Raw genomic sequence first — 24486 nt, forward strand, 5'->3', positions numbered from 1 at the left:
GGCGGGGGCTGCTCAGGCTTCCCTCAGGCTTCCATGTCGATCTTGTGCACCCAGCCGTGCGGGTCGGGCGCCGTGCAGCGCTGGATGCCGGTGAGCTGGTCGCGCAGCCGCGTCGTCACCGGGCCCTCCTGGCCGCCGCCGATCTTGAAGGCGCCGCCCACGTGGCGGATCTCGCCGATGGCCGCCAGCACCGCGGCGGTGCCGCAGGCGAAGGCCTCCTTCAGCCGCCCGCTGGCCGCGTCGGCCTGCCACTCGTCGAACGAGTAGAGCCGCTCCTGGACGTTCAGGCCCTCGTCGCGGGCCAGGGTCAGGATCGCGTCGCGGGTGATGCCGGGCAGGATGGTGCCGCCCAGCGGCGGGGTGACCATGGTCCCGTCGTCGAAGACGAAGAAGACGTTCATGCCGCCCAGCTCCTCGACGTAGCGGTGCTCGGCCGCGTCGAGGAAGACGACCTGGTCGCAGCCGTTGCGGATGGCCTCGGCCTGGGCCACCAGGCTGGCGGCGTAGTTGCCGCCGCACTTGGCCGCCCCGGTGCCGCCGGGCGCGGCGCGGGTGTAGGCGTCGGACACCCAGACGGTGACCGGCTTGGCCCCGCCCTTGAAGTAGGCGCCCACCGGACAGGCGATGACGCAGAAGGTGTATTCGGCCGCCGGCCGGACGCCGAGGAAGGCCTCGGTGGCGATCATGAAGGGCCGCAGATAGAGGCTGCCCTCCCCCGTGGGGATCCAGTCGGCGTCGACGCGGACCAGCGCCTCGATGGCGCCGACGAACAGGTCCTCGGGCAGCTTCGGCATGGCCATGCGGTCGGCCGAGGCGACGAAGCGGCGGGCGTTCTCGCGCGGGCGGAAGAGCACCACGTCGTTGCCGCGGGTGCGGTAGGCCTTCAGGCCCTCGAAGATCTCCTGGGCGTAGTGCAGCACCGCCGCGGCGGGATCGAGCTGGAACGGCTCGCGGGCGCGCACCTGGGCGTCATGCCAGCCTTTCCCCTCTACCCAGCGCACCGTCACCATGTGGTCCGTGAAGATCTTGCCGAAGCCGGGATCTTCCAGGAGGGCCGCCCGCGCGTGCGGCGGGGTCGGCGAGGCATGGGGGCGACGGGTGATGAGAAGCGAGTCTTCCATGACGGCGATTTTCTAATTGGAAAACGCTCGGGAGCACAATGCTCAAGCGCCTGCAGGGGATACGATCCTTGGCAGGCGCGTGTTCCGCCAGGGCCAGACAGCGGAAACTGGACCCCCTAGCAGGGGCCCTCAGGAGGACGTCAGGCGGCGGCGCGGCCGACCCGCTGGTGAGCGTCGCGGACGATGGGATTGGGGGCGAGCGCCGCGGCGGCGGCCATCGCCCGCAGGACGGGCCCGGCGGCGGCGAGCTGCAGCGGCCGGACGGGCAACTGGAGACGGGCCCGCAGATCGGGCGGCACGAGGTCGATGGCCGCCTGCACAACCAGCGGCTGGAGCGCGCGGCCAGCCAGGCCCAGCGGCGAGGTCGTCGCGACGATGTCCAGGAACTCGCCGACGATCGGGTGCGGGACGAGCTTGGGCCGCATGCGGTCGAACCAGGCCTCCACCTCGGCCACGGAGCCCGGCGGCTCGGGCGCGCCGAACGCCCGGCCCAGGCGCCCGCCCTCGGCGTAGTAGCGGTCCTGGTCGGCGAGGCTCATGCGCGGCTCGACGTAGCGGCGGTAGGCGTTCAGGAAGCCCCAGCCGGCGGTCAGGTGGACCCAGGTCATCAGCTCGGGCTCGAGGGCGACATAGGCCTGGCCCTCGGGGGTGACGCCCCCCACCCGCTCGTGCATGCGGGTCACCATCGCCACACGCGCCTCGGCCGCGCGCGTGGGGCCGTAGGTGGTGATCATGGTGGCCTCGCCGGTCCGCTGCATGCGGGCCAGCGGATCGGTGCGGAAGGTCGAGTGCTCCCAGACCCCGGTGCGCACGCGCGGCTCGGCGAGCTCCAGGATGACCGCGGCCACGCCGCCCACCGCCAGGGCGACGGGATTGGCGTGGACCTTCCAGGCCATGGAGTCCGGGCCGAAGAAGCCCGGATCGCCGGCCGGCTCGCGGTAGTTCACGCGGCCGGCGGGCAAGGCGCGCGCCTGGAGGCGCCCGGCGGCCGCGGCGAGGCTCAAGCGGGCAGGCTCCCTTCGGGGAAGTACCTGGTCTCGAGCCGGACCGAGGCCTGCTTCAGGGCCTCGATGGCCTCGTCCACGGCCTCGCGCTGGGCCAGCAGCTCGTCGATGCGCTTCTGGAAGACACGGATGGCGTGGGCGTTCTGGGCGGTCTCGCCGCCCTCCTCGTAGAGGTCGAGGATGTCGCGGATCTCGGCCACCGACAGGCCGACCCGGCGGCCGCGCATGATGAGCGCGAGGCGGGCGCGGTCCTTGTAGGAATAGACCCGCTGCATCTCGCGGCGGGCGGGGAACAGCAGGCCCTGTTCCTCGTAGAACCGCAGCGCCCGGGGCGTGGCCCCGAACTCGTGGCACAGCTGGGTGATGGAATAGGTCCGGTAAGGCGGCCGGCGCAGGTTGAGCGACATCGCATTTCCTCCCTTCAAAGCCCGAGCACGAGCCGGGCGATGATGTCTCTTTGGATCTCGTTGGAGCCGCCGTAGATCGAGGCGGCCCGGTTGTTCAGGTACCTGGCCATTGCGGTCAGACTGTGTTCCGGCCCGATCGCCGGGGCGTTCGAGCCCGGCTCGCGGGCGTGCGGCTGGAAGACGGCGGCGTAGGCGCCGGCCGCGTCCACGGCCAGCTCGTCGATCCGCTGCATCGTCTCGGCGCCCTGCGTCTTGAGCATGGACGAGGCCGGCCCGGGATTTCGCCCCCCGGCCAGGGCCGAGAGCACGATCAGCTCGCTCATCTCGACGGCCTGGACGGCGATCTCGCGCTCGGCCAGGCGGCGGCGGAAATGCGGGTCGGCCGCCAGCTCGCCGGCCATGCCGCGCACCCGCTCGAGGGCGACCTTCAGGCCCGGCGCCGAGCCCCCGCCCCGCTCGAACTCCAGCAGGTACTTGGCCACCGTCCAGCCCTGGTTCTCCTCGCCGAGCCGGCCCGACTTGGGCACGCGGACCTCGTCGAAGAACACCTGGTTGACCTCGTGCTCGCCGGCCAGGGTGATGATCGGGTCGACCTTGAGGCCCGGCGTGGCCATGTCGAGCAGCAGGAAGGTGATGCCCTGCTGCGGCTTGCCCTCGCTGCTGGTGCGCACGAGGCAGAACATGCGGTTGGCGTGGTGGGCGTGGGTCGTCCAGATCTTCGACCCGCTCAGAACGTAATGATCCCCGTCGCTTACGGCGCGAAGCTGCAGCGAGGCGAGATCCGAGCCCGAGCCCGGCTCGGAATAGCCCTGGCACCAGTAGTCCTCGCCCGAGAGGATCCGCGGGAGGTAGTGCGCCTTCTGCTCGGGCGTGCCGTAGCGCATGATGCAGGGGCCCACCATGCGAAGGCCCATGGGCGCGAGGCTGGGGGCGCTGGCCGCCGCGCACTCGGCGGCGAAGATGTGCCGCTGCATCTCGGTCCAGCCGGGACCGCCGTATTCCTCCGGCCAGCTGGGGGCGACCCAGCCGCGCGCGTGCAGGATCTTCTGCCAGGCGAGCGAGTGGCGCGGCTCGACGAACACGCTCGTCTGCCGCGCCCCCGCCTCGCGAAGCTCGGGCGTGAGCTCCGCGGCGAGAAAGGCCCGGACCTCGTCTCGGAAGGCGAGATCCTCCGGGGTGAGGTCCAGGTCCATCGGCTTAGTTGAACTTCACCCGCAGCGTCGCCCCGACGGTCCGCGGCGAACCGAGGAAGGCGGCGAAGGTGCCCGACTGCAGCGGCTGGTCGACCACCACCTGGTAGTAGTTCACGTCGGTCAGGTTCTGGGCCCAGGCCTCCAGCATCCAGCGTTCGTCCTCGGGGCCGATGCCGATACGGCCGTTCCAGATGGTCATCGGCCGCTGGCGCTTCAGCGGGTCGAGGTTCGAGCCGGTGTTGTAGGACGAGGTGTAGCGGCCCGAGAGGCTGGCCCGCAGCTTGAAGTCCTGGCCGAGCGGCTTCTCGTAGGCCGCCGACCACGAGGCCGACCACAGCGGGGCGTAGGACACCCGCGAGGTCGGCAGGCGCGGCCCGATCCCCGGGCCCGGGACGAAGTCGCCGAACTGGGTCACCGCGTAGGTGACGCCGCCGGTCAGCGTCAGCCCCTCGAACGGCGTGCGGTAGACGAGGTCGAGGTCGACGCCCTTGGAGGTCACCTTCGGCACCGAGGCGACCACGAAGCTGATGCCGGTGTAGGTGTTGAGCTGGAAGTGCTTGAACGTCTGGTCGAAGGCCGCCGCGTTGAGCATCAGGCTGTTGCCGGCCAGGTTGCTCTTGAAGCCCGCCTCGTAGCTCTCGACCGTCTCGGCCGGGAAGCTGGTGTCGGTGTTGATCTGGCCCGGCGCGAAGCGGGCGCGGTCCAGGTTGAAGCCGCCGCTCTTGTGGCTGCTGGCGTACGAGACGTAGGTCATCAGCTCGGGGCTGAGCCGGTAGCTGACCTTCACCGTGCCGCCGAGGCGGTCCTCGGTGCGCTTCTGGCGGGTGTCGACGTTGTTGAACGCCGGATCGCCCGTGGGCGCGCAGATGGCGGCGCGGGCGGCCGCCGGGATCGGCCGGGCGATAGCCGCGGCGCAGGCGTTCCCCGGCGCGGTGTTACGGTACTGCGAGAAGACCTTCTTGGTGTCGTCGGTGTAGCGCAGGCCGAACGTCACCTCGAGCGCGTCGGTGACGTGCCAGGTGTTGTTGGTGAAGATCGCCCAGCCGGTGTTGCTGTGGTCGTAGGTGTCGTACGAGCCCTGGCCCGGGATGAAGTTCGTGCCGAACGGCAGGCCCGTCAGGGACGAGACCGCGGTCGGGCTGGCGCCGCCCGACAGCAGCAGGCCGAAGTAGGTCTCGTAGTCGAGGCCGAAGGCGGTGAAGGCGCTCGAGTCGAGCTGCTCGTCCGAGTAGTAGCCGCCGATCATCCAGTCGAGCGGCCCGGACCGGCCGGCGACCCGCAGTTCCTGGGAGAAGGTCTCGAACTTGGAGAACGTGCGCCCGTCGTCGGGCCGGTACCAGATGTCGGCCGACGAGAAGTCGATGTCGTTGGCCTGGAAGTTCTCCCAGTCGCGCCAGGCGGTGATCGAGGTGACCGTGACCTCGTCCGACATGTCCCAGTCGATCTGCAGCGAGACGCCCATGTCCTCGATGTCCTGATTGGACTCGCGGTTGGCGTAGGCGATCCGCCGGAAGGGATCGGCCGGGCGCATCAGGCCCTCGTCGGTCGCCAGCGCATCGACGATCGGCGCGGTCGGCCCCGGGACCGTGATGGTGTTCAGGCAGCAGTGCTCCTCGCGCTTGGTGTAGTCGGCGAGGAAGCGCAGCGAGAGCGCGTCGGTGGGCAGCCACAGGAGCTGGCCGCGGACGGTCGAGACGTCCTGGTCGTCGTTGTCCTTCTGGGTCGAGGGCCCCTCGCCGTTGCGCACGTCGTAGAAACCGTCGCGGACCCGGCGGGCGGCGAAGATGCGGCCGGCCAGGGTGTCGGTGATCGGGCCGGTGACCGAGGCCGAGGCCGCCAGGTGGTCGTAGTTGCCGGCGACGAATTCGGCGTCGGCGCCAAAATCGAACTCGGGAGCCTTGGTGATGACGTTGATGACGCCGGCCGAGGTGTTCTTGCCGAACACGGTGCCCTGCGGCCCCTTCAGCACCTCGATGCGCTCAAGCTCGCCCAGGTCGCCGAACGCGACGCCGGAGCGGGCGCGGTAGACGCCGTCGATCACGGTGCCGACCGAGGATTCCAGGCCGGGGTTGTCGCCGATGGTGCCGACGCCGCGGATGCGGATGGAGGTCTGGGCGCCGCCCGTAGACGAGGTGACGGACAGGCCGGGCGTCAGGACCTGCAGGTCCTTCACGTCGCGGACGCCCGCGTCCTGCAGCTGCTGGCCGGACACCACGTTGACCACGATCGGCACGTCCTGGAGGTTCTGCTCCCGCTTCTGCGCCGTGACGATGATGGCTTCGACGGTGGCGCCGCCGGTTTCCTGCGCCAGGGCCGGCCCGGCGCACGCAAGCGCCGCGATGACGGCGGTCGACGCCGCCCACTTCAGTTCGGTCATTATCCCTCCCGCGCCGCTCTTCAGGCGGCTAGTTTCGGCCCGGCTGGAGCCGGGTCCGTCGACGGAGCTTGCGGAGGGCGGCGCGAGCGAACAAGCTATCGAAAGTGATAGGGTCAGGGCTCGCCCCCATGTTCGCCCCCACGGGCTCCTCCGTCCGGCTTGAAGAAGCGGCCGCCCTCGCGCGCGAGGTGGCCGCGCTGGGCGCCCGGATCGGCCTGCCCTATGTGGCCGCCACCGACGACATCGGCAGCCCCCGCCCCATGCGCGGCCCCGACGGACGGCCGCTCGCCGAGACCGCCTTCCGCTGGCTGGATCCCGACCTGCGCTACTGGGAGGACCGCGGGTTCGCCCTGCGGGCGGCGTTCATCCGCGCCTCGCGGGTGTGCGCCGAGCCCTTCTACTTCCAGGGCGGCCGGCTGCGGTCGTGGCGCACCAACCCCGCCCTGGACGCCATCGCCGCCGAGGGCATCGAGACCTTCGGCGTCGGCGCGGCGATCGTCGCGCCCGCCTACCTGCCCGGCGGGTCGATCGGGGCGGTCACCTGGGCCTCGCCGGACGCGGACGTGGACACAGGCTCGGTGTTCGCCGCCCGCGCGGCCGAGCTGCACGCCCTGGCCCTGCGGTTCGTGGCCACCTACGCCGAGGCGACCGGGGCGCTCGTGGGCACGTCCCCGGCGCACCTGACGCGGCGCGAGATCCAGGTGCTGAAATGGGCCGCGGCGGGCAAGACCGACGCCGAGATCGGCCGCATCGTCTCGATCTCCACCCCGACGGTGCGCTTCCACATCACCAACGCCTCGCGCAAGCTGGGCGTCGCCGGGCGGGCGCAGGCGGTGCACCGCGCCGCCACGCTCGGCTACCTCGGCGCCGGGGACCCGCCGCAAGGACGCGCCTGACTCGCACGCCGCGACGGCCTTTTGACAGACCTGCGTTTTGCCATCCGTGGCCGGATTAAGGCGGCGGCGGGCGGAACCGCGTCGTTCGCGTGGCGGCGGGGCCACACCCCGTCCCTACCCTCGGTTTTTGACGCCGGCGCCGTTGCCGCTCCGAGCGGGCGGCCTCTACCCCAGGACCCGAGCGTGCGCCCGCGACTCCCCCCGCGGGGCATGGCTCGGGGAGACCAAGACCAAATGCGTACAAAACACCTGCTCCGCAGCTCGGCCCTCGTCGGCGTGATGGCTGCGGCCTTCGCCACGAGCGTCCAGGCGCAAGAAGAAACCGGCGGCCGCGAGATCGAGGAGATCGTCGTCACCGCCCAGAAGCGCGAACAGAGCCTGCAGGACGTGCCGATCGTCGTGACCTCGGTCAGCGGCGAGCTGCTGCGCGACGCCGGCGTCCGCGACATCCGCGAACTGACCGTGCTGACGCCGGGCCTGACCGTCACCTCCACCTCGAACGAGACCATCGTGACCGCCCGCGTCCGCGGCGTCGGCACCGTGGGCGACAACCCGGGCCTGGAGAGCTCGGTCGGCGTGGTGATCGACGGCGTCTACCGCCCCCGCAACGGCGTCTCGTTCGGCGACCTGGGCGAAGTCACCCGCATCGAGGTGCTGAAGGGCCCGCAGGGCACCCTGTTCGGCAAGAACACCTCGGCCGGCGTCATCAACATCATCACCGCCGGTCCCACCGAGGACGTGCAGGCGCAGTCTGAAGTCACCGTCGGCGACTACGAGCAATTCGGCTTCAGCGGCTCGCTGAGCGGCCCGATCACCGAAGGCGTCACCGGCCGGATCTTCGCCGCCGCCCGCCAGCGCAACGGCTACCAGGACATCATCACCGGTCCCGGTCCGCGCGGCCAGCACGACGACAACAACCAGAACTTCTACACCGTCCGCGGCCAGCTCCAGTTCGAGCCGACCGACGACATCACCTTCCGCCTGATCGGCGACTACACCAAGCGGAACGAGGACTGCTGCGTCGGCACCCAGCTGTTCGTCGGCCAGGGCCTGGCGGGCCAGCCCGGCCGCGGCCAGATGATCGACGCGGTGCGCCCCGGCTCGCTGGACCTGACCAGCACGCCGTTCGACCGCCTGGGCTACGCCAACCGCCCGACCGACCAGCGCGTCGAGGACCGCGGCGTCTCCGGCGAGCTGACCTGGCGCCTGGCGCCCGGCATGAGCCTGACGTCGATCACCGCCTGGCGGAAGTGGAACGCCGAGACCGGCCAGGACAGCGACTTCACCGCCGCCGACCTCGTCTACCGGCCGAACGACGGCTCGAACAACGTCCAGTTCAAGCAGTTCTCGCAGGAGCTCCGCCTGGCGGGCGATGCGATGGACGGGCGCCTGAACTGGCTCGTCGGCGGCTTCTACGCCGAGGAGGACCTCGATACCCGCTCGGTGCTGAGCTACGGCACGGACTACTACGCCTACTACGCCGGCCGCGTGCTCGGCGGCGCCCCGGCCCTCATCGGCCTGGTCCCCGGCACGGTGTTCCAGCCGGGCGCGGGGTCTGACGACCGCTACGCCCAGGACGGCAAGAGCTGGGCGCTGTTCACCAACAACTCGTTCGCCATCACCGATGCGCTCGAGCTGACCGTGGGCCTGCGCTACACTAAGGACAAGAAGACCCTGGTGACCGACTACTCCACGACGGGCTCGTCGTGCGACCAGGGCGAAGCCGCCTTCCCGATCCTCGTCGGGGCGGTGGGCGCGGCGACCGCCACGCGGATCGCCGGCGGCCTGTGCCTGAACTCGCAGAACAACGACTTCGACGAGCTGGGCCTGCTGACCCAGAAGCGCACGGAAGAGGAAGTCACCGGCACGGCCAAGCTGGCCTACCGCTGGAACGACGACATCATGACGTATGCGTCGTACTCGCGCGGCTACAAGGCGGGCGGCTTCAACCTCGACCGCGAGCAGCTGATCACGCTGACGCCGGCCGGCACGCCGAACTTCACGGCCGACCCCGACACGAGCTTCGGCGGCGAGTTCGTCGACAGCTACGAGCTGGGCGCCAAGACGTCCTGGCTCGACAACTCGCTGCTGCTGAACGCGGCGGTGTTCTACCAGAAGTTCGAGGACTTCCAGCTGAACACCTTCGTGGGCACGGCCTTCGTCGTCGAGACGCTGCCGAAGGTGACCTCGCGCGGCGTGGACGTGGACTTCATCTACCTGCCGCCGATCGACGGCCTGACCTTCCAGGGCGGCGTGACCTACGCGGAGACCGAGATCGGCGACTTCACCGCCGCCGACCTGATCAACCCGACCCGGTTCACCAGCCTGCGCCGCCTGCCCGGCGCGCAGCTGTCGTTCGCCCCGCGCTGGTCGGCCTCGCTGGCCGGCTCGTACGAGCGTGACGTGTTCTCGGGCCTGAAGCTCCGCGCGAACCTGTCGGGCAAGTTCACGTCCCGGTACAACACCGGCTCGGACCTGCACCCGGTGAAGGAGCAGGACTCGATGGTGCTGGTGAACGGCCGCATCGGCATCGGCGCCCAGGACGAGAGCTGGACCGTCGAGCTGTGGGCCAACAACCTGTTCGACAAGGAGTACGTGCAGGTCGGCTTCAACGGCCCGTACCAGGTGGACGAGGCGGTGGACGCGATCAGCGTCTACGACGCCTTCCTCGGCGCCCCGCGCACCGTGGGCGCGACGCTCCGCTTCCGGTACTAGGAAAGAGGACGGCCTGCCCCGGCAGGTCGGGCGGCCCGGAGCGATCCGGGCCGCCTTTCTTTTTGGGCTCTAGGCGAGGCGCTCGGCGTGCCAGGCCAGGTGGTCGGCCATGAACGTCGAGACGAACCAGTAGCTGTGGTCGTAGCCGGGCTGCAGGCGCAGGGTCAGCGGCACGCCGGCGGCCTCGCAGGCCTGGGCCAGCAGGTGCGGCTTGAGCTGGTCTTCAAGGAAGGTGTCGGCCTCGCCCTGGTCGACCAGCAGCTCGGGCAGGCGCGCGCCGTCCTCCAGGAGGGCGGTGGCGTCGTAGCGGCACCAGGCGCTGCGGTCCTCGCCGAGGTAGCCCGAGAGCGCCTTCTCGCCCCAGGGGCAGCGCATCGGCGAGGCGATCGGCGCGAAGGCCGAGACGCTTTTCCAGCGGCCAGGATTCTTCAGCGCCAGGGTCAGGGCGCCGTGGCCGCCCATGGAGTGGCCGGTGATCCCCTGGCGGGCCATGTCCACGGGGAACTCGGCGGCGACCAGCCCGGGCAGCTCGGAGACGATGTAGCTCTCCATCCGGAAATTGGCCGCCCAGGGCTCCCGGGTCGCATCGACGTAGAAGCCGGCGCCCTGGCCGAAGTCGTAGGCCGGGTCGTCGGGGACCCCCTCGCCGCGCGGGGAGGTGTCGGGAGCCACCAGGATCAGGCCCAGCTCGGCGCAGGCGCGCTGGAACTGGCCCTTCTCGGTGACATTGGCGTGGGTGCAGGTCAGGCCCGACAGGTACCAGACCACCGGCCGGGGTCCCCGCTCGGCCTGCGGCGGGACGAAGACGCTGAAGGTCATCGGCGTGCCGGTCTCGCGGCTGTCGTGCCGGTAGACGCCCTGGACGCCGCCGAAGCTTCGGGCGGTGGAGACGACCTCAAGCGCCATCAGTAGACGATCACGCTGCGGATGCTCTCGCCGCGGTGCATGAGGTCGAAGGCCTCGTTGATCCGCTCCAGCGGCAGCTTGTGGGTGATCATGGGGTCGATCTCGATCTTCCCCTCCATGTACCAGTCGACGATCTTCGGCGTGTCGGTGCGGCCGCGCGCGCCGCCGAAGGCGGTGCCCTTCCAGACCCGGCCGGTGACCAGCTGGAACGGGCGGGTGGCGATCTCGCGGCCGGCCTCGGCGACGCCGATGATGATGCTCTCGCCCCAGCCGCGGTGACAGGCCTCGAGCGCCTGGCGCATGACGTCGGTGTTGCCGGTGGCGTCGAAGGTGTAGTCGGCCCCGCCGCCGGTCAGCTCGACGAGATGGGCCACGAGGTCGCCCTGCACGTTCTTCGGATTGACGAAGTGGGTCATGCCGAAGCGGCGGCCCCATTCCTCGCGGGCGGGATTGATGTCGACGCCGACGATCATGCCCGCGCCCACCAGCTTCAGGCCCTGGATGACGTTCAGGCCGATGCCGCCCAGGCCGAAGACGATGCAGTTGGCGCCCGGCTCCACATGGGCGGTGTTGACCACCGCCCCGACGCCCGTGGTCACGCCGCAGCCGACGTAGCAGGCGGTCTCGAACGGCGCGTCCTTGCGGATCTTCGCCACCGCGATCTCGGGCAGCACCGTGTAGTTCGAGAACGTCGAGCAGCCCATGTAGTGATGGATCGTCTGGCCCTTGTACGAGAACCGGCTGGTCCCGTCGGGCATCAGGCCCCGCCCTTGCGTGCCCCGGATGGCGGTGCACAGGTTGGTCTTGCGCGAGAGGCAGCTTTTGCACTGCCGGCATTCGGGCGTGTAGAGCGGGATCACGTGGTCGCCCGGCGCGACCGAGGTCACCCCCGGCCCGACCTCGACCACCACGCCCGCGCCCTCGTGGCCCAGGATCGAGGGGAAGATCCCCTCGGAATCGAGGCCGTCCAGCGTGTAGGCGTCGGTGTGGCAGACGCCCGTCGCCTTGATCTCCACCAGCACCTCGCCGGCGCGGGGGCCCTCGAGGTCGAGCTCCACGATCTCCAGCGGCTTCTTCGCCTCGAACGCAACGGCGGCGCGAGTCTTCATGGGGCCTCTCCGAACCTTAAGGGGATGGGCCTTCTAACCCCGCCGGGCCGGCCAAGCCTAGTAGGGCGAGCGCGTGACCACCGGCGCGTTCGGATCGGGCGGCGGCGGCGGGGTGAAGGCCGGCTGGACCGGGGCCGCGACGGCGGGCGGCGCGGGCTCGGCGGCCGCGGGCGGCAGCTGCAGCACCGGCGGGGCGACGTCGATCGCCGGGGGGTCGGTCGCCGGTGGCTCGGGGGCCGGGGCAGGACTGGGCCGGGTCGCGGCGGCCCGCGCGGGCGCACGGCGCGCCGGCGCGGCGGCCGCCTGGACGACCGGCGCCGGCGCGGGAGCCTGGACGTCGGGCGTCCGAGCGTCGGCCGCAGGGAGCTCCGACTCGCTGAGGCGAGCCGACGCCGCGGCGGCGGGCGGCGGCGCAGTGGCGGCGACCGGCGCGGGCGACGGGTCGCGGGTGAGGACGCCGACGAGGCCCGCGACGGCGGCGACGCCCACCGCGCCGGCGGCGGCGAGCGGCAGCCACGGCACCTTGCTCTTGCTCCGCGCCGGTCGGCGCAGCGGGGCGGCGAAGGCGATCTCGGGCTCGGGCTCGGCGGCGGCCGGCGCGGCGGCCTGCGGCGGCGGTTCGGGCGCCTTGGCCTGGACCGTCGGCGGCGGTTCGGGCGCCCTGGTCTGGACCGTCGGCGGCGGTTCGGGCGCCCTGGTCTGGACCGGCGCGGGCCGCTGGACGGCGGGCTGGGGCGCGGGCGCGGGCCGCGTCACGGCCGGGCGGACGGGCGCACCGCCGCCGGTCAGGATGGAGCCCGGCTGCGGGGCGGGCGCCACGGGCCGGGTGAACACCGGCGTGATCGACTGAGGCCGCGCCTCGGGAGGCGGCTCGGGAGCGGACCGCGGCGGCGGCGGCGCCTGCGGGGCGGCCTTGGGCAGCGGGCCCACGCGGAACGGCGCCTGGGGCATCTTCGGCCAGGCGCTGTTGCGGGCGAAGGGATTGGCGTCGTCCGGATCGGGCATCGGGGTCTCAGGCTTCGGCGGCTCTCGGGGCGACCATCGGATCGACCATCACATCGACCATCGGGGGAAGTTGGGACAGCACTATGACGCCGTCGGGGCCAGGCCCGCCAGCCGCCGCCGCTGGGCGATCGCCAGGGCGAGGTCGTAGGGAATGGCGAGCCCCTCGCGCAGGCTCATGCGCGTCCAGTGCGCCAGGCCCGCCCCGCCCCGGCCGGGAAGGCGCGGCCCCGCGACGCTGGGCGTTCCGAGCGCGCCCAGCAGCAGGCGGATGCGCGGGACGTGGTAGGCGTCGCTGCAGACCACGACGTCGGCGGCGCCCAGCCGCCGGCGCCAGCGCGCCACGGCGCCGGCGCTCTGCAGGGTGTCGAGGCTCTCTTCGTCGAGGATCAGCCGCTCGGCGGCCAGGCCCAGCGCCGCCAGCCGCTCGGCCATGACCGAGGCCTCGGACGGGCCGTGCCGCCCTACCCCGCCCGAGCAGAGCACCTGGGCCCCCGGATGCGCCTGGGCCGCCTGCCAGCCGTAGCCGATCCGGCGCAGCAGCGACGGCGACGGGCCGTGCGGCAGGACCGCGGCGCCGAAGATCGCGATGAGCGGAGACGGGCTCATGGACGGAGGATGGCCACGCCGGCGGTCCGGCGCCAGGGGATGCCGATCAAGGGTCTGCGGATCGGGGGCCTACTGGTTCAGCGGCGGGTGGTACTGCTCGATCAGGTCCTCGCGCTCGGCCTCGCGAACCGCGCGGGTGACGTTCAGGCGGGTCAGGACCTTGGCGTTCTTGTACTGCTCGCGAGCCTTCTCGAGGTCGCTCCGCCAGGTCTGGCTGGCCAGGTTGTCGGTTTCGCCGGCGTAGACGATGTGCGGACCCTCGGGGGTCACTTCAGCGATCACATAGTTGGCGCCCGCCGGGGGCAGGAACCGCTCCTCCTCGATCGAGGTGTAGCGGTAAACGGCGCCGGATTTCCCGGCGAGTTCGATCTGGCGGGTCAAACCTAACTCTCCACTTCGCGCAGCCCGAGTCGCAGTCCGCTGCAGGACCTGCCCTGCTCTCCCGTCCGAATGGGACCAAATGTAGGCCCAGCTTGGCCTTAGACGCGGCGGACCGGCCGCTGGCGTGCGGGAACAGCCTTCGCCATATGGACGTTCGCGCTTGCACCGTCTCTGCTAGGGTGCCCGGCTTTCGAGGAGATAAGACTCGGGTTGCGCGGTCGCCGCCTTCCGCCCGCCTGAGGAACCGCCCGCATGGAGAGACCCGCCGAGTTCACCCTGCAGCCCGCGACGGATCGTCCGACCGTGGCCCTCACCGGCGACTGGACGGCCCGCGCGCTGGGCGGCGCAGGGACGGCGCTGGCCGAGGCGCTGGACGGCCTGACCAACATCGCCATCGACCTGAGCGGGGTGCGCCGGCTGGACACCGCCGGCGCCTATGCGGTGGTGCGCGCCGCCGGGCCGGCGTTCGACGCGTCGAAGGTCGAGGCCCGCCCCGAGGTCCGCCGCCTGCTGGAGGTGGTGGACGAGGCCGCGCGCATCCAGCCGGCGGTGCGCCAGGAGCCGAAGGGCTTCCACGACCTGACGATCCGCGTCGGCAAGGGCGTGGTGGGCTTCGGCCACGACTTCATCGACACCATGGGCTTCCTCGGCCACCTGCTGGTGGTCCTGGCCCGCAGCCTCGTCCTGCTGTTCGTGAATCCGCGGAAGATCCGCTGGCCGGCGCTGGTCTCGATCATGGAGCGAGCCGGCCTGGACGCCATCCCGGTGGTGGCCGTGGCGACGTTCTTCATCGGCGCGGTGGTCGCCTTCATCGGCGCCGACATGCTCCAGCAGTTCGGGGCCGAGGTGTTCGCCGTGGAGCTGATCGGCATCTCGATGATGCGCGAGTTCAACATCGTCATCACCGCCGTGCTGCTGGCGGGCCGGTCCGCCTCGAGCTTCGCCGCCGAGATCGGCTCGATGAAGATGAGCCAGGAGATCGACGCCATGAAGGTGATGGGCATCGATCCGTTCGAGGCCCTCGTCTTCCCGCGCTTCGCCGCCCTGCTGATCACCATCCCGCTGCTGACCTTCGTGGCCACCCTGGCCGGCCTGCTGGGCGGCATCGTGGTGACCTGGTCGGTGCTGGGCCTGGGCCCCGCGTTCTTCCTGCAGCGGATCGTCGACAACGTCGGCGTGGACCACTTCTGGATCGCGCTGTCGAAGGCCCCGGTGATGGCCGGGGTGATCGCCGGCATCGGCTGTCGCCAGGGGTTGGAGACGGGCGGCGACGTGGAGTCCCTGGGCCGGCGGGTGACGGCGGCCGTGGTGCACGCCATCTTCGCGATCATCGTCATCGATGCGATCTTCGCCATGATCTACATGGAGCTCGGCCTGTGAGCGCGACCGACGCGGCCGCGCCCGACGAAGCCGTTCTGGGCGAGGACGAGCTGCTGGAGGGCGACGGCCCGGCCATCGAGGTGCGCGGCCTGCGCTCGCAGTTCGGCGACCACGTCGTCCACAAGGACCTGGACCTCACCGTCCGCCGGGGCGAGATCATGGGCGTCGTCGGCGGCTCGGGCTCGGGCAAGTCGGTGCTGCTGAACACCATCATCGGGCTGAAGGCGCCCGAGGACGGCCAGGTGAAGGTGCTGGGCGCCGACATCTCCACGGCCTCGCGCCGCAAGTGGTCGGCGCTGGAGCGCAGCTGGGGCGTCCTGTTCCAGGCGGGCGCCCTGTTCTCGAACCTGACGGTGAAGGAGAACGTGGCCGCGCCGATGCAGGAGCACACGAACCTCTCCCGTAAGGAGATCGACGAGCTCGCCACGCTGAAGATCGCCCTCGTGGGCCTGCGCCCCGACGCCGGGGCCCTGAAGCCGTCGGAGCTGTCGGGCGGCATGCGCAAGCGCGTCGGCCTGGCGCGCGCCCTGGCCCTGGATCCCGAGCTGCTGTTCCTCGACGAGCCCACCGCGGGCCTCGACCCGATCGGGGCGGCCGCGTTCGACGCCCTGATCCTGGACCTGTCGCGGAGCCTGGACCTGACGGTGTTCATGATCACCCACGACCTCGACACGCTGTATGAGATCACCGACCGGGTGGCCGTGATCGCCGACAAGACGGTGGTCGCGACCGCGCCGGTGAAGGAATTGGAGAAGGCGGACCATCCCTGGATCCGCGAGTATTTCCTCGGTCCCCGCGGCCGGGCCGCCAAGGCGGCCAAGGCGGGCGACAAGGGATGAGAGAGGCCTGATGGAGAAGAACGCCAACTACGCGCTCGTGGGCCTGTCCACCCTGATCCTGGTGGCGGCCCTGGCCATCTTCATCGTCTGGCTGGCGCGGTTCCAGTTCGCCCAGGCGAACGACACCTACGACATCCTCTTCCAGGGCCCGGTGCGCGGCCTCTCCGAGGGCGGCGAGGTGCAGTTCAACGGCATCAAGGTCGGCGAGGTCACCAAGATCGCCCTCGACCGCACCAACCCCAGCCGGGTGATCGCCCGGGTGCAGGTGACCTCGGACGTGCCGATCCGGGTGGATTCCTACGCCACCCTCGAGCCGCAGGGGATCACCGGGGTGAACTACATCCAGATCACCGCCGGCACGCCGTCCAGGCCGCTGCTGAAGGACGAGGCCCAGAAGCGCTGCGAGCGCGAGGGGATCGGCATCGGCCGAGAGTGCATCCCCGTGCTGCGCAGCCAGCGCAGCACCCTGTCGGACCTGCTGGAGGGCGGCGGCACCGTGCTGACGCGCACCATCGAGGCCCTGGACCGGGTGAACCGGGTCCTGTCCGACGAGAACATCAAGACGTTCTCGGCCGCGCTGTCCGACACCCAGGCGGTCACCGCCGAGCTGCGCGAGCGCAAGGCGATCATCGCCGACGCCCAGCAGGCGCTGCAGCGGGTCGAGGAGGCCACCGCCGAGATCACCCTGCTGACCCGCTCCACGCGCGACCTGATCGAGACCGACGGGCGGCGCACGACCCGCAACCTGGCCGACGCCGCCGAGGAGGCCCGAGCCGCCGCCGCCGACGTGCGGACCATGGTCGGCCGCCTGCAGGGGCCGACGACGGACTTCGCCACCAACGGCCTGCCGCAGATCACCGCCTCGGTGAGCCAGCTGCAGGAGACGGCCGAGTCGCTGGAGCGTCTGCTCAACGAGCTGCAGTCGCGCGGCATCGCCGGGTCGGTGTCCAAGAGGTCCGAGGAAGTGAAGGTGCCCCAATGACGACGATCCGCCTGGGCGCGCTGGCCGCCCTCGCCCTCTCCCTCTCGCTCTCCCTCGGGGGCTGCGCTCTCCTGGGCGGGGGCGAGAAGGCCACGCTGTACCGCTTCGGCCAGCCGGCGCTGGGCGGGAGCGAGCCGGCCGCCGCCGCGCCGGCCGCGGCGGAGGTCCCGGTGTTCCGGGTCAACGGCGCCTTCCAGCGGGAGGCCGCGGGCGACCGCATCCTGACCGTCACGGGCGGCAAGGTGGCCTACATCGCCGAGACCCGCTGGGTGGCGCCCGCCTCCACCCTGTTCAACCAGGCGGTGACGGCGGCGTTCGACGCCTCGCCCGGACCCGTGCGGCTGATCCCGCGCGGCGAGCCGGCGCCGGCGCAGTACGTCCTGCGCCTCGACGTGCGCAACTTCGAGACCCACTACGACCGCGGCGGCAAGGCCGCGCCCATGGTGCTGGTGCGGGTGCGGGCGGCCCTGGCGCGCGGCGGGGAAGGCTCGACGGACCGCCTGTTCGAGGCCCAGGTCCGCGCGAGCGGCAACCGCGTCTCGTCGATCGTCGAGGCCTACGACGAGGCCGTCGCCGAGGTGCTGGGCGAGATCACGGCCTGGACCAACGGGCAGGTCTCGCCGGCCGCCTGACGCCCGGACCCGCCGATGCCGCTTTCCCCCGACGCCCCCCGCAGGCCGCTTCGGCCCCGCCGCCGCGCCCCGCCCCCGCCGCCGGGGGCCGCCGCCGATCCCGCCGGCTTCCCGGGCGTGCGGCTGTCGCTGGTGGACGACCTGGAGGCCGCGGCCCGCTTCTTCCAGCTCTCGCGCAACGGCGCCGGCCATGCCGCGGACGCGCCGATCCAGGTGCTGGCGCTCTCGGGCGGCGGCGCGGGCGGGGCGTTCGGCGCCGGAGCGCTGGTGGGCCTGACCCGCTCGGGCGAGCGGCCGACCTTCGACCTCGTGACGGGGGTCAGCACCGGGGCACTGATCGCGCCCTTCGCCTTCCTCGGCCCCGACTGGGACGCGCGGCTGGCGGACGCCTACACCGGCGGATACGCGGCCGAGATGCTGGGGCTGGCCGCCGTCCGGCCCGGCCCCAGCCTCTATCCGGCCGAGCGGCTGGCGGGCCTGGTCGCCCGCTACGTGGACGAGGCGCTGCTGGCGGCGGTGGCCGAGGCCCACCGCGGCGGCCGGCGGCTGCTGGCGGCCACGGCGAACCTGGACGCCCAGACGACCTGCATCTGGGACCTGGGCGCCATCGCCGCCCGCGGCGGGCCCGAGGCGCTGGCCCTGTTCGCCGATGTGCTGGTGGCCTCGGCCAGCGTGCCCGGCGTCTTCCCGCCCAAGCTGATCCGGGTGGAGAGCGGCGGCGAGACCTATGAGGAGATGCACGTCGACGGCGGGGCGATCAGCCCCCTCTTCGTGGTCCCCGAGCCGCTGATCCTGAGGAAGGCGCAGAACCGTCCCCTGGCCCGGGCCGAGGTCTATGTGCTGATCAACACCGCCCTGGATCCCTCCCCCCGGCCCACGCCGCTGGGGGTGGTGCCGGTGCTGGTGCGCAGCTTCGAGCTGATGCTGCGCTCGACCTATCGCGGGGCGCTGCGCTCGGTGGCCGCGTTCTGCGAGCTGAACGGCTTTCTCCTGCACAGCGCCTGGATCCCGGCCGACTGGGACGGGGCCAACATGCTGCGCTTCGACCGCGAGGCGATGTCGCGGATGTTCGCCCACGGCGCGGAGATGGCGCAGCAGGGCCGCCTCTGGCGGGAGGACTAGGGCGGGCTAGCCCTCGATGCCGGCCAGGCGCTTGGCGGCCGTGACGGTGTTCTGCAGCAGGCAGGCGACGGTCATCAGGCCGACGCCGCCGGGGACGGGGGTCACCGCGCCGGCGACCTGCAGCGCCTCCTTGTAGTGGACGTCGCCGACCAGCTTGGTCTTGCCCTGGGCGGCCTTCTCGGGATCGTCGAACGGCACGCGATTGATGCCCACGTCGATCACCGTCGCCCCCGGCTTGATCCAGTCGCCGCGGATCATCCGCGGACGGCCCACGGCGGCCACCAGGATGTCGGCCTCGCGGCAGACGGCGGGCAGGTCGACGGTGCGGGAGTGGGCGATGGTGACGGTGCAGTCGGCCTGCAGCAGGAGCTGGGCCACCGGCTTGCCCACCAGCAGCGAGCGGCCGACGACGACGGCGCGCTTGCCCGTCAGGTCGCCGAGGGTCTCGCGCAGCATGATGAGGCAGCCCAGCGGGGTGCAGGGCACCAGCGCCGGCAGGCCGCTGGCCAGGCGCCCGGCGTTGACCACATGCAGGCCGTCGACGTCCTTGTCGGGGCTGATGGCGGCGATCACCGCCTTCTCGTCCAGGTGCTTCGGCAGCGGAAGCTGGACCAGGATGCCGTGGATCAGCGGGTCGGCGTTGAGCTCGGCGACCAGGCGCAGCAGCTCGTCCTGCCGGGTGTCGGCCGGCAGCCGGTGGGTGACCGAGTGCATGCCCACGGCCAGGGAGTGCTCGCCCTTGGACCGCACATAGACCTGGGAGGCGGGATCCTCGCCCACCAGCACCACCGCCAGGCCCGGCTGGAGCCTGTAGTCGGCGCGCAGCCGCGCCACCTCGTCCGCCACCTGGCCGCGCAGGCGCTCGGCCAGGACCTTGCCGTCGATGATCTTCGCCGTCATGGCGCGCTGCTAGCGGTTCAGGCGCGCGCGCGCAATCTCAGCCATGCGGCGACGGCCCAGGCGTGGGCCTCGTGGCGCAGGGCGGTGAGCGCCTCCTGCGGGTCCAGCCACGCCAGCGCATGGTCGTCCTCAATCTTCAGGGCCGGGTCCTCGCCCTGCAGCGACAGCCGGAAGAACGTGGCGCGGTTGTTGAACGCCTCGCCGTCGGTGTTGACGAACATCTGGTCGGCGCGGGCGTAGGCCTCGCCGGCCGCGACCTTCAGCCCGGTCTCCTCGCCGTACTCGCGCACCACGGCCTGCTCGGCGCTCTCGCCGGGATCGAGGGCGCCGCCGGGCAGGTCGATCCAGGCCGGATGGCCGGGCTTCGCGACGCGCACCACGGCGATCCGGCCGTCGCGCTCGACGATCCCGAAGGCGGCGGGACGGTCCCTGTAGCTGCGGCCGGGCTCGGGGCGGCCGAACTGCGGGGCCGGCATCAGTCGATCCCGTAGAGGGCGGGCCAGGGATCGACCTTGCCCGCCAGCACGTCCTGCACGGCCACGGGGCGCCAGCCGACCTTGTGGCGGGCGCTGGCGTCCCAGGCCTCGACCACGAGATCGCGCAGCTCCGAGGCGCCGACGGCGAGGCGCTCGGTGGCGAAGGCCGCGCCGCGCGGGTCGCCGGGCGTCAGGCCCCCCGCCTTCTCCAGCTCGTAGAGCGGCACGGTCCAGCGGTTGCTGGCCAGCAGGTAGTCCGCCACCCGCTGCTCGATGGGACAGGCGCAGGACCGGAAGGGGGCGACCCTGGCCTCGACGGCGGCCGGCCGGACGCCGGCCTTCACCACATCGCCCTCGAAGGGGCCGTGGATGCGGGCGGTGGTGAACCCCTGCGGGTTCGGATAGTCGCCCCAGCCGTTGTAGTGGATCGAGGTGTGCAGCGGCTGGCCGCCGTCGGCGACGAAGTGCGACAGCTCGCCGAGGGTGCGCAGGATCAGACCCTCGCGGCGCTTGCGGTCGGCCTTGAACCAGGCGCGGTTCTTCTTCCAGGCGGGATTGGCTTCGGCCGCCTTCAGCACGCGCCAGTAGGCGAAGTCGGTGGTCAGCTGCTGGTAGCGGTCGACGATGGCGAACTGCAGGTAGCCGGCCTTGGGCGTGTCGAGCTGGTGGGCCCGCAGCGCGGTCTCGTAGTCGTTGCGGGTGGCCTGCAGGGGGGCGAACGGCGGGCCGCCCAGCACCCTGCCCGCCTCGTCGATGTCCACGAAGTGGGCCGCGTCGCGGTCGTGGTCGTGGATCTTCCCCGAGCCCTTGGAGCGGTCGGGCTCGCGCGACAGCTCGCCGATCTCGCGCACGCCGTCCCGGCTGCGCAGGAAGGCCGGGAGCTGCGGCGGCAGGGCGCGCGCCGCGGCCTCGCCGGCCATGCGGTGGCCGGCGCTGCCCCAGGCGAGGGCGGCGGTCGGGGCGGCGGCCAGGGGCGCGGCGAGCGCGCCGGCGAGGGCCAGCGGGAGGAGACGTTTCATGCGCCCGGTTTGCGGGCTCGCACGGCCGAACGCAAGCGGCTCAGGCGATGCCGAGCGCCGGCTCGACGCGGCCGATCCAGGCCTGGACGCGCGGATAGTCGGCGAGGCGGAAGCCGCCCTCCCCGGCCATGCGGGTGTAGGCCACCAGCGCGACGTCGGCGAGGCTGAGGCGCTCGCCCACCAGGAACGGCGAGGCGACGAGGCCGTCCTCCAGCCGCTGCAGGGCGGCCTGCCCGCGCTCCACCAGCTTGGGATCGAGGTCGGCCGGGTCCTTGCCCAGGTAGCGCACCTGGAAGCGGGCGACGGCGACATAGGGCTCGTGGCTGTACTGCTCCCAGAACATCCACTCCAGCATCCGGGCGCGGTCGTAGGCCGCGTCGGGGATCAGGTCCGAGCCCTCGGCGAGGTGCAGGATGATGGCGTTCGACTGGGCCAGCGGCTGCCCGCCCGGCAGGACCACCGTGGGGACCTGGCCGGCCGGATTGATCGCCAGGAACTGCGGCGTGCGGGACTCGCCCTTCAGCACGTCCAGCTCGATCCAGCGGTAGGGCCGGCCCAGGTAGTCGGCCGTCCACTTCACCTTCAGGCAGTTCCCCGACTTGGAGTCCCCATAGATTTCCATGCGCCCGCCTCCCGGTTCCAAGCGGCGCTGTTATGCCAAATGGGCGCGGGATCAAGCGATTCCGCTCGGCTCGACATCGAGAGCCGACGTCCGCAATGTCCGCCCATGACCGACGATGCGCCCGCCCGCTGGCGGCCCATGGAGACCCGCGACCTGGACGGGGTGGTCCGCGTCGCCGCCCTCGCCTTCCCGCACCACTTCGAGGACCGCGGATGCTTCGCCGACCGGCTGGCGCTGCATCCGCAGGGCTGTTTCGCGCTGGAGGACGCCGGCGAGGTGGTCGGCTACCTGATCGCCTATCCGTGGCGGCTAGGTTCGGCGCCGGCGCTCAACACCGGCCTGGACGCCCTGCCCGAGGGCGCCGACGTCCTCTACCTGCACGATCTGGCGCTGGACCCGAGACTGCGCGGGCGCGGGCTCGCCAGGCCGGCGGTCGAGGCGCTCGTCCGCCGGGCGCGCGAGGACGGCTGGCCGGCCATCTCCCTCGTCGCGGTCAACGATGCGGAAGGCTTCTGGCGGCGGCTGGGGTTCGAGACGGTGCAGGACCCGCGCCTGGCCGAAAAGCTCGCCAGCTACGGCGAAGACGCCCGCTACATGGTCCGCCGACTCCCCGCCTGAGCCGACCGGCGGCTGCAGATTTGCATGCGACCCGGCCGGTCCGACGAGCGTCTGCACGCCAAAATTCCCCGCAAGATCAATTGGCTGACGCCCGCAGCGCGATGAGAATTTCTGACGAGCATGCGACGGATGGGCCCGCGGGGTTGCCGCGCGGGAGCGATACCGCTAGGACTCGGGCACCAGTTCAACGACGAAGGAGGACGCCGTCCATGCGACGCCGCCTCGCCGCCCTGGCCGCCTTTTCCCTCATCGCCACGGCCTCAAACGCGCAAGCCGCGCCGAACGATCCCGTCGGCGACCTGATCACCTCGGTGATGACCGGCAGCCTGCCGGGCGCGCCGGTCTTCAACCTGAAGGCCACGCTCTATCATGCGGGCGCCAAGGGCGTCGGCGCCCTGGACAGCCTGGGCTGCAAGGTCGTGGCCATGCGCACGGTCGCCATCGACAAGAAGCTGATCCCGCGCCGCAGCGTCCTGTTCATCAAGGAGACCGTCGGCCTGAAGATGCCCGACGGCAAGACGCACGACGGCTACTGGTACGCCTCGGACGTCGGCGGCGCGATCAAGGGCGAGCGCATCGACCTCTACACCGGAAGCGGCGCGTCCTCGATGAAGCCGGTCCAGAAGCTGAACCTGGCCAAGCTCACCGCCGTGAAGGTCGGCGAGTTCAAGGGCTGCCCGCCGGCGTAGCGCCTCGCTCGCCTAGGCGAGCCACCCCATGTCCGACCGCTTCTTCGCCCTCACCGGAGGTCCCGGCGCGGGCAAGACCACCCTGCTGCGCCATCTCGCCGGGCTCGGCTGCGCCGTCGCGCCCGAGAGCGCGCGCGCCGTGATCCGCACCGAGGGCGGCCGCCCGCCGCCGCCTAGCGCGACGGCAGGGCGGAGCCGAGCGGCCGTTGCCGCGTTCGGTCTGCGGGAGGCCGTCCTTGCCAAGCTGGCTCTTTCAACTCAGCCGGGCCCTCAACCGCCTGTGGGTCACGGTCGGCCTCTACAGCGCGCTCGGCATCGCCGCTGCGCTGGCCTCGGCGCAGTTCGGCCATCTGGTGCCAAGCGACTTCTCGCTGAAGCTCGGCTCGGACTCGGTCGACGACATCCTCTCGATCCTGGCCAGCAGCATGCTCGCCGTGGCGACATTCTCGCTGGCGACGCTGGTCACCGCCTACACCTCGCTGGTGGGAAGCGTGTCGCCGCGGGCCGCCGAGCTGCTCGTCTCGGACGGGGGCGTGCGCCGTTCGCTGGCCACCTTCGTGGGCGCGTTTGTCTACAGCATCGTCGGCATCATCGCGGTGCACACGGGCTACTACGGCGCCGAGGGACGGGTGATCCTGTTCTTCGTCACCCTGGCGGTGCTGACGCTGGTCGTGCTGGCGATGCTGCGCTGGATCGGCCAGCTGTCGCAGCTGGGTCAGATCGGCGACCTGGTCGGCCGGGTCGTGGCCGTCACCGAGAAGGCGCTGCGGGCGCGGCCCATCCTGTGCGCACGCGCCTCGGAGGGCCGGCCGGCGGGGGAGCCAGACTGCACGCTGACCGCCGACGAGGTGGGCTATGTGCAGAACGTCGACCTCGACGGCCTGGCCGCGTTCGCCGAGCGGCGCAGCGTCCGGGTGCATCTGGAGGTGCTGCCGGGAGAGCTGGTGCACGCGGGCGCGAGGCTCGTATCCGTCGAAGGCGCCCGGCTCACCGACGAAGAGACCGAGGAGCTGCGCGGCAAGATCGCGGTCGGCGCCCGGCGCACCTTCGAGCAGGACCCGCGCTACGGCCTGACCGTGCTCGGAGAGATCGCCGCCCGCGCCTTGTCGCCCGGGGTCAACGAATTCGGCGTCGCGCGCGAGGTGACCGCGCGGACCGTCCGGCTGCTGGCCGAATGGACGCGCGAGGCGGAGGAGCCCGACACGCCGCCCGACGTGACCGTCCCGCCCCTGGGGATCGACGCGCTGCTGGAGGAGGCCCTGGGCCCGGTGGCGCGATACGGCGCCAGCAATCCCTCGCTCCAGTGCGAGCTGCAGCGCGCGCTGCTGGCCCTGGCCCGGACCGACGACGCGCGCATGGCGGCGGCGGCGCGGAGGCTCTCGCGGGCGGCGCTGGGCCACGCCCGCGCGGCGCTGAAGCGCAGGGGAGATTTCCTGGAGGTCCGGCGCGCCTCCGCGCCGGTCCTGCGCGGGGACGCGTAGCGGCGC

24 protein-coding genes and 1 pseudogene are annotated in these 24486 nt (G+C 71.9%); 11 read left to right on the top strand and 14 right to left on the bottom strand.

Translation table 11 applies throughout. From position 1 onward, the window contains the following. Nucleotides 1-23: 23 nt before the first annotated feature. The 5 genes from PHZ_RS11070 to PHZ_RS11090 form a co-directional block, all read right to left on the bottom strand. Nucleotides 24-1121, bottom strand: a complete 1098-nt coding sequence (locus tag PHZ_RS11070) for a branched-chain amino acid aminotransferase (RefSeq protein WP_012522570.1) — start codon at nt 1119-1121, stop codon at nt 24-26. Nucleotides 1122-1261: 140 nt separating this feature from the next. Beyond that, nucleotides 1262-2125 (bottom strand): oxygenase MpaB family protein, encoded by an 864-nt coding sequence (locus tag PHZ_RS11075; protein WP_201765237.1) that lies wholly within the window; start codon nt 2123-2125, stop codon nt 1262-1264. Continuing rightward, nucleotides 2122-2532: a MerR family transcriptional regulator gene (locus tag PHZ_RS11080; RefSeq protein ID WP_012522572.1), complete on the bottom strand. Its 411-nt coding sequence runs from the start codon at nt 2530-2532 to the stop codon at nt 2122-2124. The genes PHZ_RS11075 and PHZ_RS11080 overlap by 4 nt, the downstream gene beginning before the upstream one ends. Nucleotides 2533-2546: 14 nt before the next feature. Continuing rightward, the gene (locus PHZ_RS11085; RefSeq protein WP_012522573.1) at nt 2547-3725 is read right to left on the bottom strand and encodes an acyl-CoA dehydrogenase family protein; all 1179 of its coding nucleotides are present in this window, start codon (nt 3723-3725) and stop codon (nt 2547-2549) included. Between the two features lie 4 nt (nt 3726-3729). Further along, nucleotides 3730-6102, bottom strand: a complete 2373-nt coding sequence (locus PHZ_RS11090; RefSeq protein WP_012522574.1) for a TonB-dependent receptor — start codon at nt 6100-6102, stop codon at nt 3730-3732. A gap of 128 nt (nt 6103-6230) precedes the next feature. On the opposite strand from PHZ_RS11090, the gene PHZ_RS23770 reads away from it, so the two are divergent. Next, nucleotides 6231-6998 carry a helix-turn-helix transcriptional regulator gene (locus tag PHZ_RS23770; RefSeq protein WP_012522575.1) on the top strand — a complete coding sequence of 256 codons (768 nt, stop codon included), beginning with the start codon at nt 6231-6233 and terminating at the stop codon, nt 6996-6998. Nucleotides 6999-7232: 234 nt separating this feature from the next. Further along, on the top strand, nt 7233-9713 hold the full coding sequence (locus PHZ_RS11100) for a TonB-dependent receptor (protein WP_012522576.1): 2481 nt from the start codon (nt 7233-7235) through the stop codon (nt 9711-9713). A gap of 69 nt (nt 9714-9782) precedes the next feature. Here PHZ_RS11100 and fghA read toward each other — a convergent pair whose 3' ends face one another. The 5 genes from fghA to PHZ_RS11125 form a co-directional block, all read right to left on the bottom strand. Continuing rightward, a complete protein-coding gene (gene fghA / locus PHZ_RS11105) occupies nt 9783-10619 on the bottom strand; it encodes an S-formylglutathione hydrolase (RefSeq protein ID WP_012522577.1) in 837 nt (278 codons plus the stop codon). Next, on the bottom strand, nt 10619-11728 hold the full coding sequence (locus tag PHZ_RS11110) for an S-(hydroxymethyl)glutathione dehydrogenase/class III alcohol dehydrogenase (protein WP_012522578.1): 1110 nt from the start codon (nt 11726-11728) through the stop codon (nt 10619-10621). Before PHZ_RS11110 ends, fghA begins: the two co-directional genes overlap by 1 nt. A gap of 57 nt (nt 11729-11785) precedes the next feature. After that, nucleotides 11786-12733: a hypothetical protein gene (locus PHZ_RS23105; RefSeq protein WP_012522579.1), complete on the bottom strand. Its 948-nt coding sequence runs from the start codon at nt 12731-12733 to the stop codon at nt 11786-11788. Between the two features lie 81 nt (nt 12734-12814). Beyond that, the gene (locus PHZ_RS21685) at nt 12815-13339 is read right to left on the bottom strand and encodes a YdcF family protein (protein ID WP_049758212.1); all 525 of its coding nucleotides are present in this window, start codon (nt 13337-13339) and stop codon (nt 12815-12817) included. A 69-nt stretch (nt 13340-13408) separates the two neighbouring features. Continuing rightward, a complete protein-coding gene (locus PHZ_RS11125; protein WP_041373441.1) occupies nt 13409-13720 on the bottom strand; it encodes a hypothetical protein in 312 nt (103 codons plus the stop codon). A gap of 252 nt (nt 13721-13972) precedes the next feature. Between PHZ_RS11125 and PHZ_RS11130 the strand changes: the two genes are divergently transcribed. From PHZ_RS11130 to PHZ_RS11150, 5 genes are read left to right on the top strand one after another with little or no spacing between them, the layout of a single operon-like run. Further along, nucleotides 13973-15100: an ABC transporter permease gene (locus PHZ_RS11130; protein ID WP_012522581.1), complete on the top strand. Its 1128-nt coding sequence runs from the start codon at nt 13973-13975 to the stop codon at nt 15098-15100. A 35-nt stretch (nt 15101-15135) separates the two neighbouring features. After that, nucleotides 15136-15939 carry an ABC transporter ATP-binding protein gene (locus tag PHZ_RS11135; protein ID WP_049758412.1) on the top strand — a complete coding sequence of 268 codons (804 nt, stop codon included), beginning with the start codon at nt 15136-15138 and terminating at the stop codon, nt 15937-15939. 10 nt (nt 15940-15949) lie between these two features. Beyond that, the gene (locus PHZ_RS11140) at nt 15950-16921 is read left to right on the top strand and encodes an MlaD family protein (RefSeq protein ID WP_012522583.1); all 972 of its coding nucleotides are present in this window, start codon (nt 15950-15952) and stop codon (nt 16919-16921) included. After that, on the top strand, nt 16918-17553 hold the full coding sequence (locus PHZ_RS11145) for an ABC-type transport auxiliary lipoprotein family protein (protein WP_012522584.1): 636 nt from the start codon (nt 16918-16920) through the stop codon (nt 17551-17553). The genes PHZ_RS11140 and PHZ_RS11145 overlap by 4 nt, the downstream gene beginning before the upstream one ends. A 15-nt stretch (nt 17554-17568) precedes the next feature. Then, on the top strand, nt 17569-18675 hold the full coding sequence (locus PHZ_RS11150; protein WP_012522585.1) for a patatin-like phospholipase family protein: 1107 nt from the start codon (nt 17569-17571) through the stop codon (nt 18673-18675). Nucleotides 18676-18681: 6 nt separating this feature from the next. Here PHZ_RS11150 and folD read toward each other — a convergent pair whose 3' ends face one another. The 4 genes from folD to PHZ_RS11170 are packed head-to-tail and all read right to left on the bottom strand — an operon-like array spanning nt 18682 to nt 21692. Continuing rightward, on the bottom strand, nt 18682-19575 hold the full coding sequence (folD, locus tag PHZ_RS11155; protein ID WP_012522586.1) for a bifunctional methylenetetrahydrofolate dehydrogenase/methenyltetrahydrofolate cyclohydrolase FolD: 894 nt from the start codon (nt 19573-19575) through the stop codon (nt 18682-18684). 17 nt (nt 19576-19592) lie between these two features. Further along, entirely contained in the window at nt 19593-20051 is a 459-nt protein-coding gene (locus PHZ_RS11160) for an NUDIX domain-containing protein (RefSeq protein ID WP_012522587.1), read from the bottom strand. Continuing rightward, nucleotides 20051-21070, bottom strand: a complete 1020-nt coding sequence (locus PHZ_RS11165; RefSeq protein ID WP_012522588.1) for a phospholipase C/P1 nuclease family protein — start codon at nt 21068-21070, stop codon at nt 20051-20053. Before PHZ_RS11165 ends, PHZ_RS11160 begins: the two co-directional genes overlap by 1 nt. Before the next feature lie 40 nt (nt 21071-21110). Further along, nucleotides 21111-21692, bottom strand: a complete 582-nt coding sequence (locus PHZ_RS11170; RefSeq protein WP_012522589.1) for a glutathione S-transferase family protein — start codon at nt 21690-21692, stop codon at nt 21111-21113. A gap of 105 nt (nt 21693-21797) precedes the next feature. On the opposite strand from PHZ_RS11170, the gene PHZ_RS11175 reads away from it, so the two are divergent. The 4 genes and pseudogenes from PHZ_RS11175 (at nt 21798) to PHZ_RS11185 (ending at nt 24480) form a co-directional block, all read left to right on the top strand. After that, entirely contained in the window at nt 21798-22310 is a 513-nt protein-coding gene (locus PHZ_RS11175) for a GNAT family N-acetyltransferase (RefSeq protein ID WP_236611819.1), read from the top strand. Nucleotides 22311-22519: 209 nt separating this feature from the next. Beyond that, nucleotides 22520-22999, top strand: a complete 480-nt coding sequence (locus PHZ_RS11180; protein ID WP_041373442.1) for a 3D domain-containing protein — start codon at nt 22520-22522, stop codon at nt 22997-22999. 28 nt (nt 23000-23027) lie between these two features. Further along, nucleotides 23028-23147, top strand: a pseudogene (locus PHZ_RS23835) (AAA family ATPase); the annotation flags it as partial. An 88-nt stretch (nt 23148-23235) separates the two neighbouring features. Further along, nucleotides 23236-24480 carry a DUF2254 domain-containing protein gene (locus PHZ_RS11185; protein WP_041373443.1) on the top strand — a complete coding sequence of 415 codons (1245 nt, stop codon included), beginning with the start codon at nt 23236-23238 and terminating at the stop codon, nt 24478-24480. Nucleotides 24481-24486 lie beyond the last annotated feature (6 nt).

Source organism: Phenylobacterium zucineum HLK1, assembly GCF_000017265.1.
Lineage (GTDB): Bacteria > Pseudomonadota > Alphaproteobacteria > Caulobacterales > Caulobacteraceae > Phenylobacterium > Phenylobacterium zucineum.

What these genes read in the sequence shown, in the direction of transcription:
- PHZ_RS11070 (WP_012522570.1), bottom strand. Translation starts at nt 1,121, where the DNA reads ATGGAAGACTCGCTTCTCATCACCCGTCGCCCCCATGCCTCGCCGACC.
- PHZ_RS11080 (WP_012522572.1), bottom strand. Translation starts at nt 2,532, where the DNA reads ATGTCGCTCAACCTGCGCCGGCCGCCTTACCGGACCTATTCCATCACC.
- PHZ_RS11085 (WP_012522573.1), bottom strand. Translation starts at nt 3,725, where the DNA reads ATGGACCTGGACCTCACCCCGGAGGATCTCGCCTTCCGAGACGAGGTC.
- PHZ_RS11090 (WP_012522574.1), bottom strand. Translation starts at nt 6,102, where the DNA reads ATGACCGAACTGAAGTGGGCGGCGTCGACCGCCGTCATCGCGGCGCTT.
- PHZ_RS23770 (WP_012522575.1), top strand. Translation starts at nt 6,231, where the DNA reads ATGTTCGCCCCCACGGGCTCCTCCGTCCGGCTTGAAGAAGCGGCCGCC.
- PHZ_RS11100 (WP_012522576.1), top strand. Translation starts at nt 7,233, where the DNA reads ATGCGTACAAAACACCTGCTCCGCAGCTCGGCCCTCGTCGGCGTGATG.
- fghA (WP_012522577.1), bottom strand. Translation starts at nt 10,619, where the DNA reads ATGGCGCTTGAGGTCGTCTCCACCGCCCGAAGCTTCGGCGGCGTCCAG.
- PHZ_RS11110 (WP_012522578.1), bottom strand. Translation starts at nt 11,728, where the DNA reads ATGAAGACTCGCGCCGCCGTTGCGTTCGAGGCGAAGAAGCCGCTGGAG.
- PHZ_RS23105 (WP_012522579.1), bottom strand. Translation starts at nt 12,733, where the DNA reads ATGCCCGATCCGGACGACGCCAATCCCTTCGCCCGCAACAGCGCCTGG.
- PHZ_RS21685 (WP_049758212.1), bottom strand. Translation starts at nt 13,339, where the DNA reads ATGAGCCCGTCTCCGCTCATCGCGATCTTCGGCGCCGCGGTCCTGCCG.
- PHZ_RS11130 (WP_012522581.1), top strand. Translation starts at nt 13,973, where the DNA reads ATGGAGAGACCCGCCGAGTTCACCCTGCAGCCCGCGACGGATCGTCCG.
- PHZ_RS11140 (WP_012522583.1), top strand. Translation starts at nt 15,950, where the DNA reads ATGGAGAAGAACGCCAACTACGCGCTCGTGGGCCTGTCCACCCTGATC.
- PHZ_RS11145 (WP_012522584.1), top strand. Translation starts at nt 16,918, where the DNA reads ATGACGACGATCCGCCTGGGCGCGCTGGCCGCCCTCGCCCTCTCCCTC.
- PHZ_RS11150 (WP_012522585.1), top strand. Translation starts at nt 17,569, where the DNA reads ATGCCGCTTTCCCCCGACGCCCCCCGCAGGCCGCTTCGGCCCCGCCGC.
- folD (WP_012522586.1), bottom strand. Translation starts at nt 19,575, where the DNA reads ATGACGGCGAAGATCATCGACGGCAAGGTCCTGGCCGAGCGCCTGCGC.
- PHZ_RS11160 (WP_012522587.1), bottom strand. Translation starts at nt 20,051, where the DNA reads ATGCCGGCCCCGCAGTTCGGCCGCCCCGAGCCCGGCCGCAGCTACAGG.
- PHZ_RS11165 (WP_012522588.1), bottom strand. Translation starts at nt 21,070, where the DNA reads ATGAAACGTCTCCTCCCGCTGGCCCTCGCCGGCGCGCTCGCCGCGCCC.
- PHZ_RS11170 (WP_012522589.1), bottom strand. Translation starts at nt 21,692, where the DNA reads ATGGAAATCTATGGGGACTCCAAGTCGGGGAACTGCCTGAAGGTGAAG.
- PHZ_RS11175 (WP_236611819.1), top strand. Translation starts at nt 21,798, where the DNA reads ATGACCGACGATGCGCCCGCCCGCTGGCGGCCCATGGAGACCCGCGAC.
- PHZ_RS11180 (WP_041373442.1), top strand. Translation starts at nt 22,520, where the DNA reads ATGCGACGCCGCCTCGCCGCCCTGGCCGCCTTTTCCCTCATCGCCACG.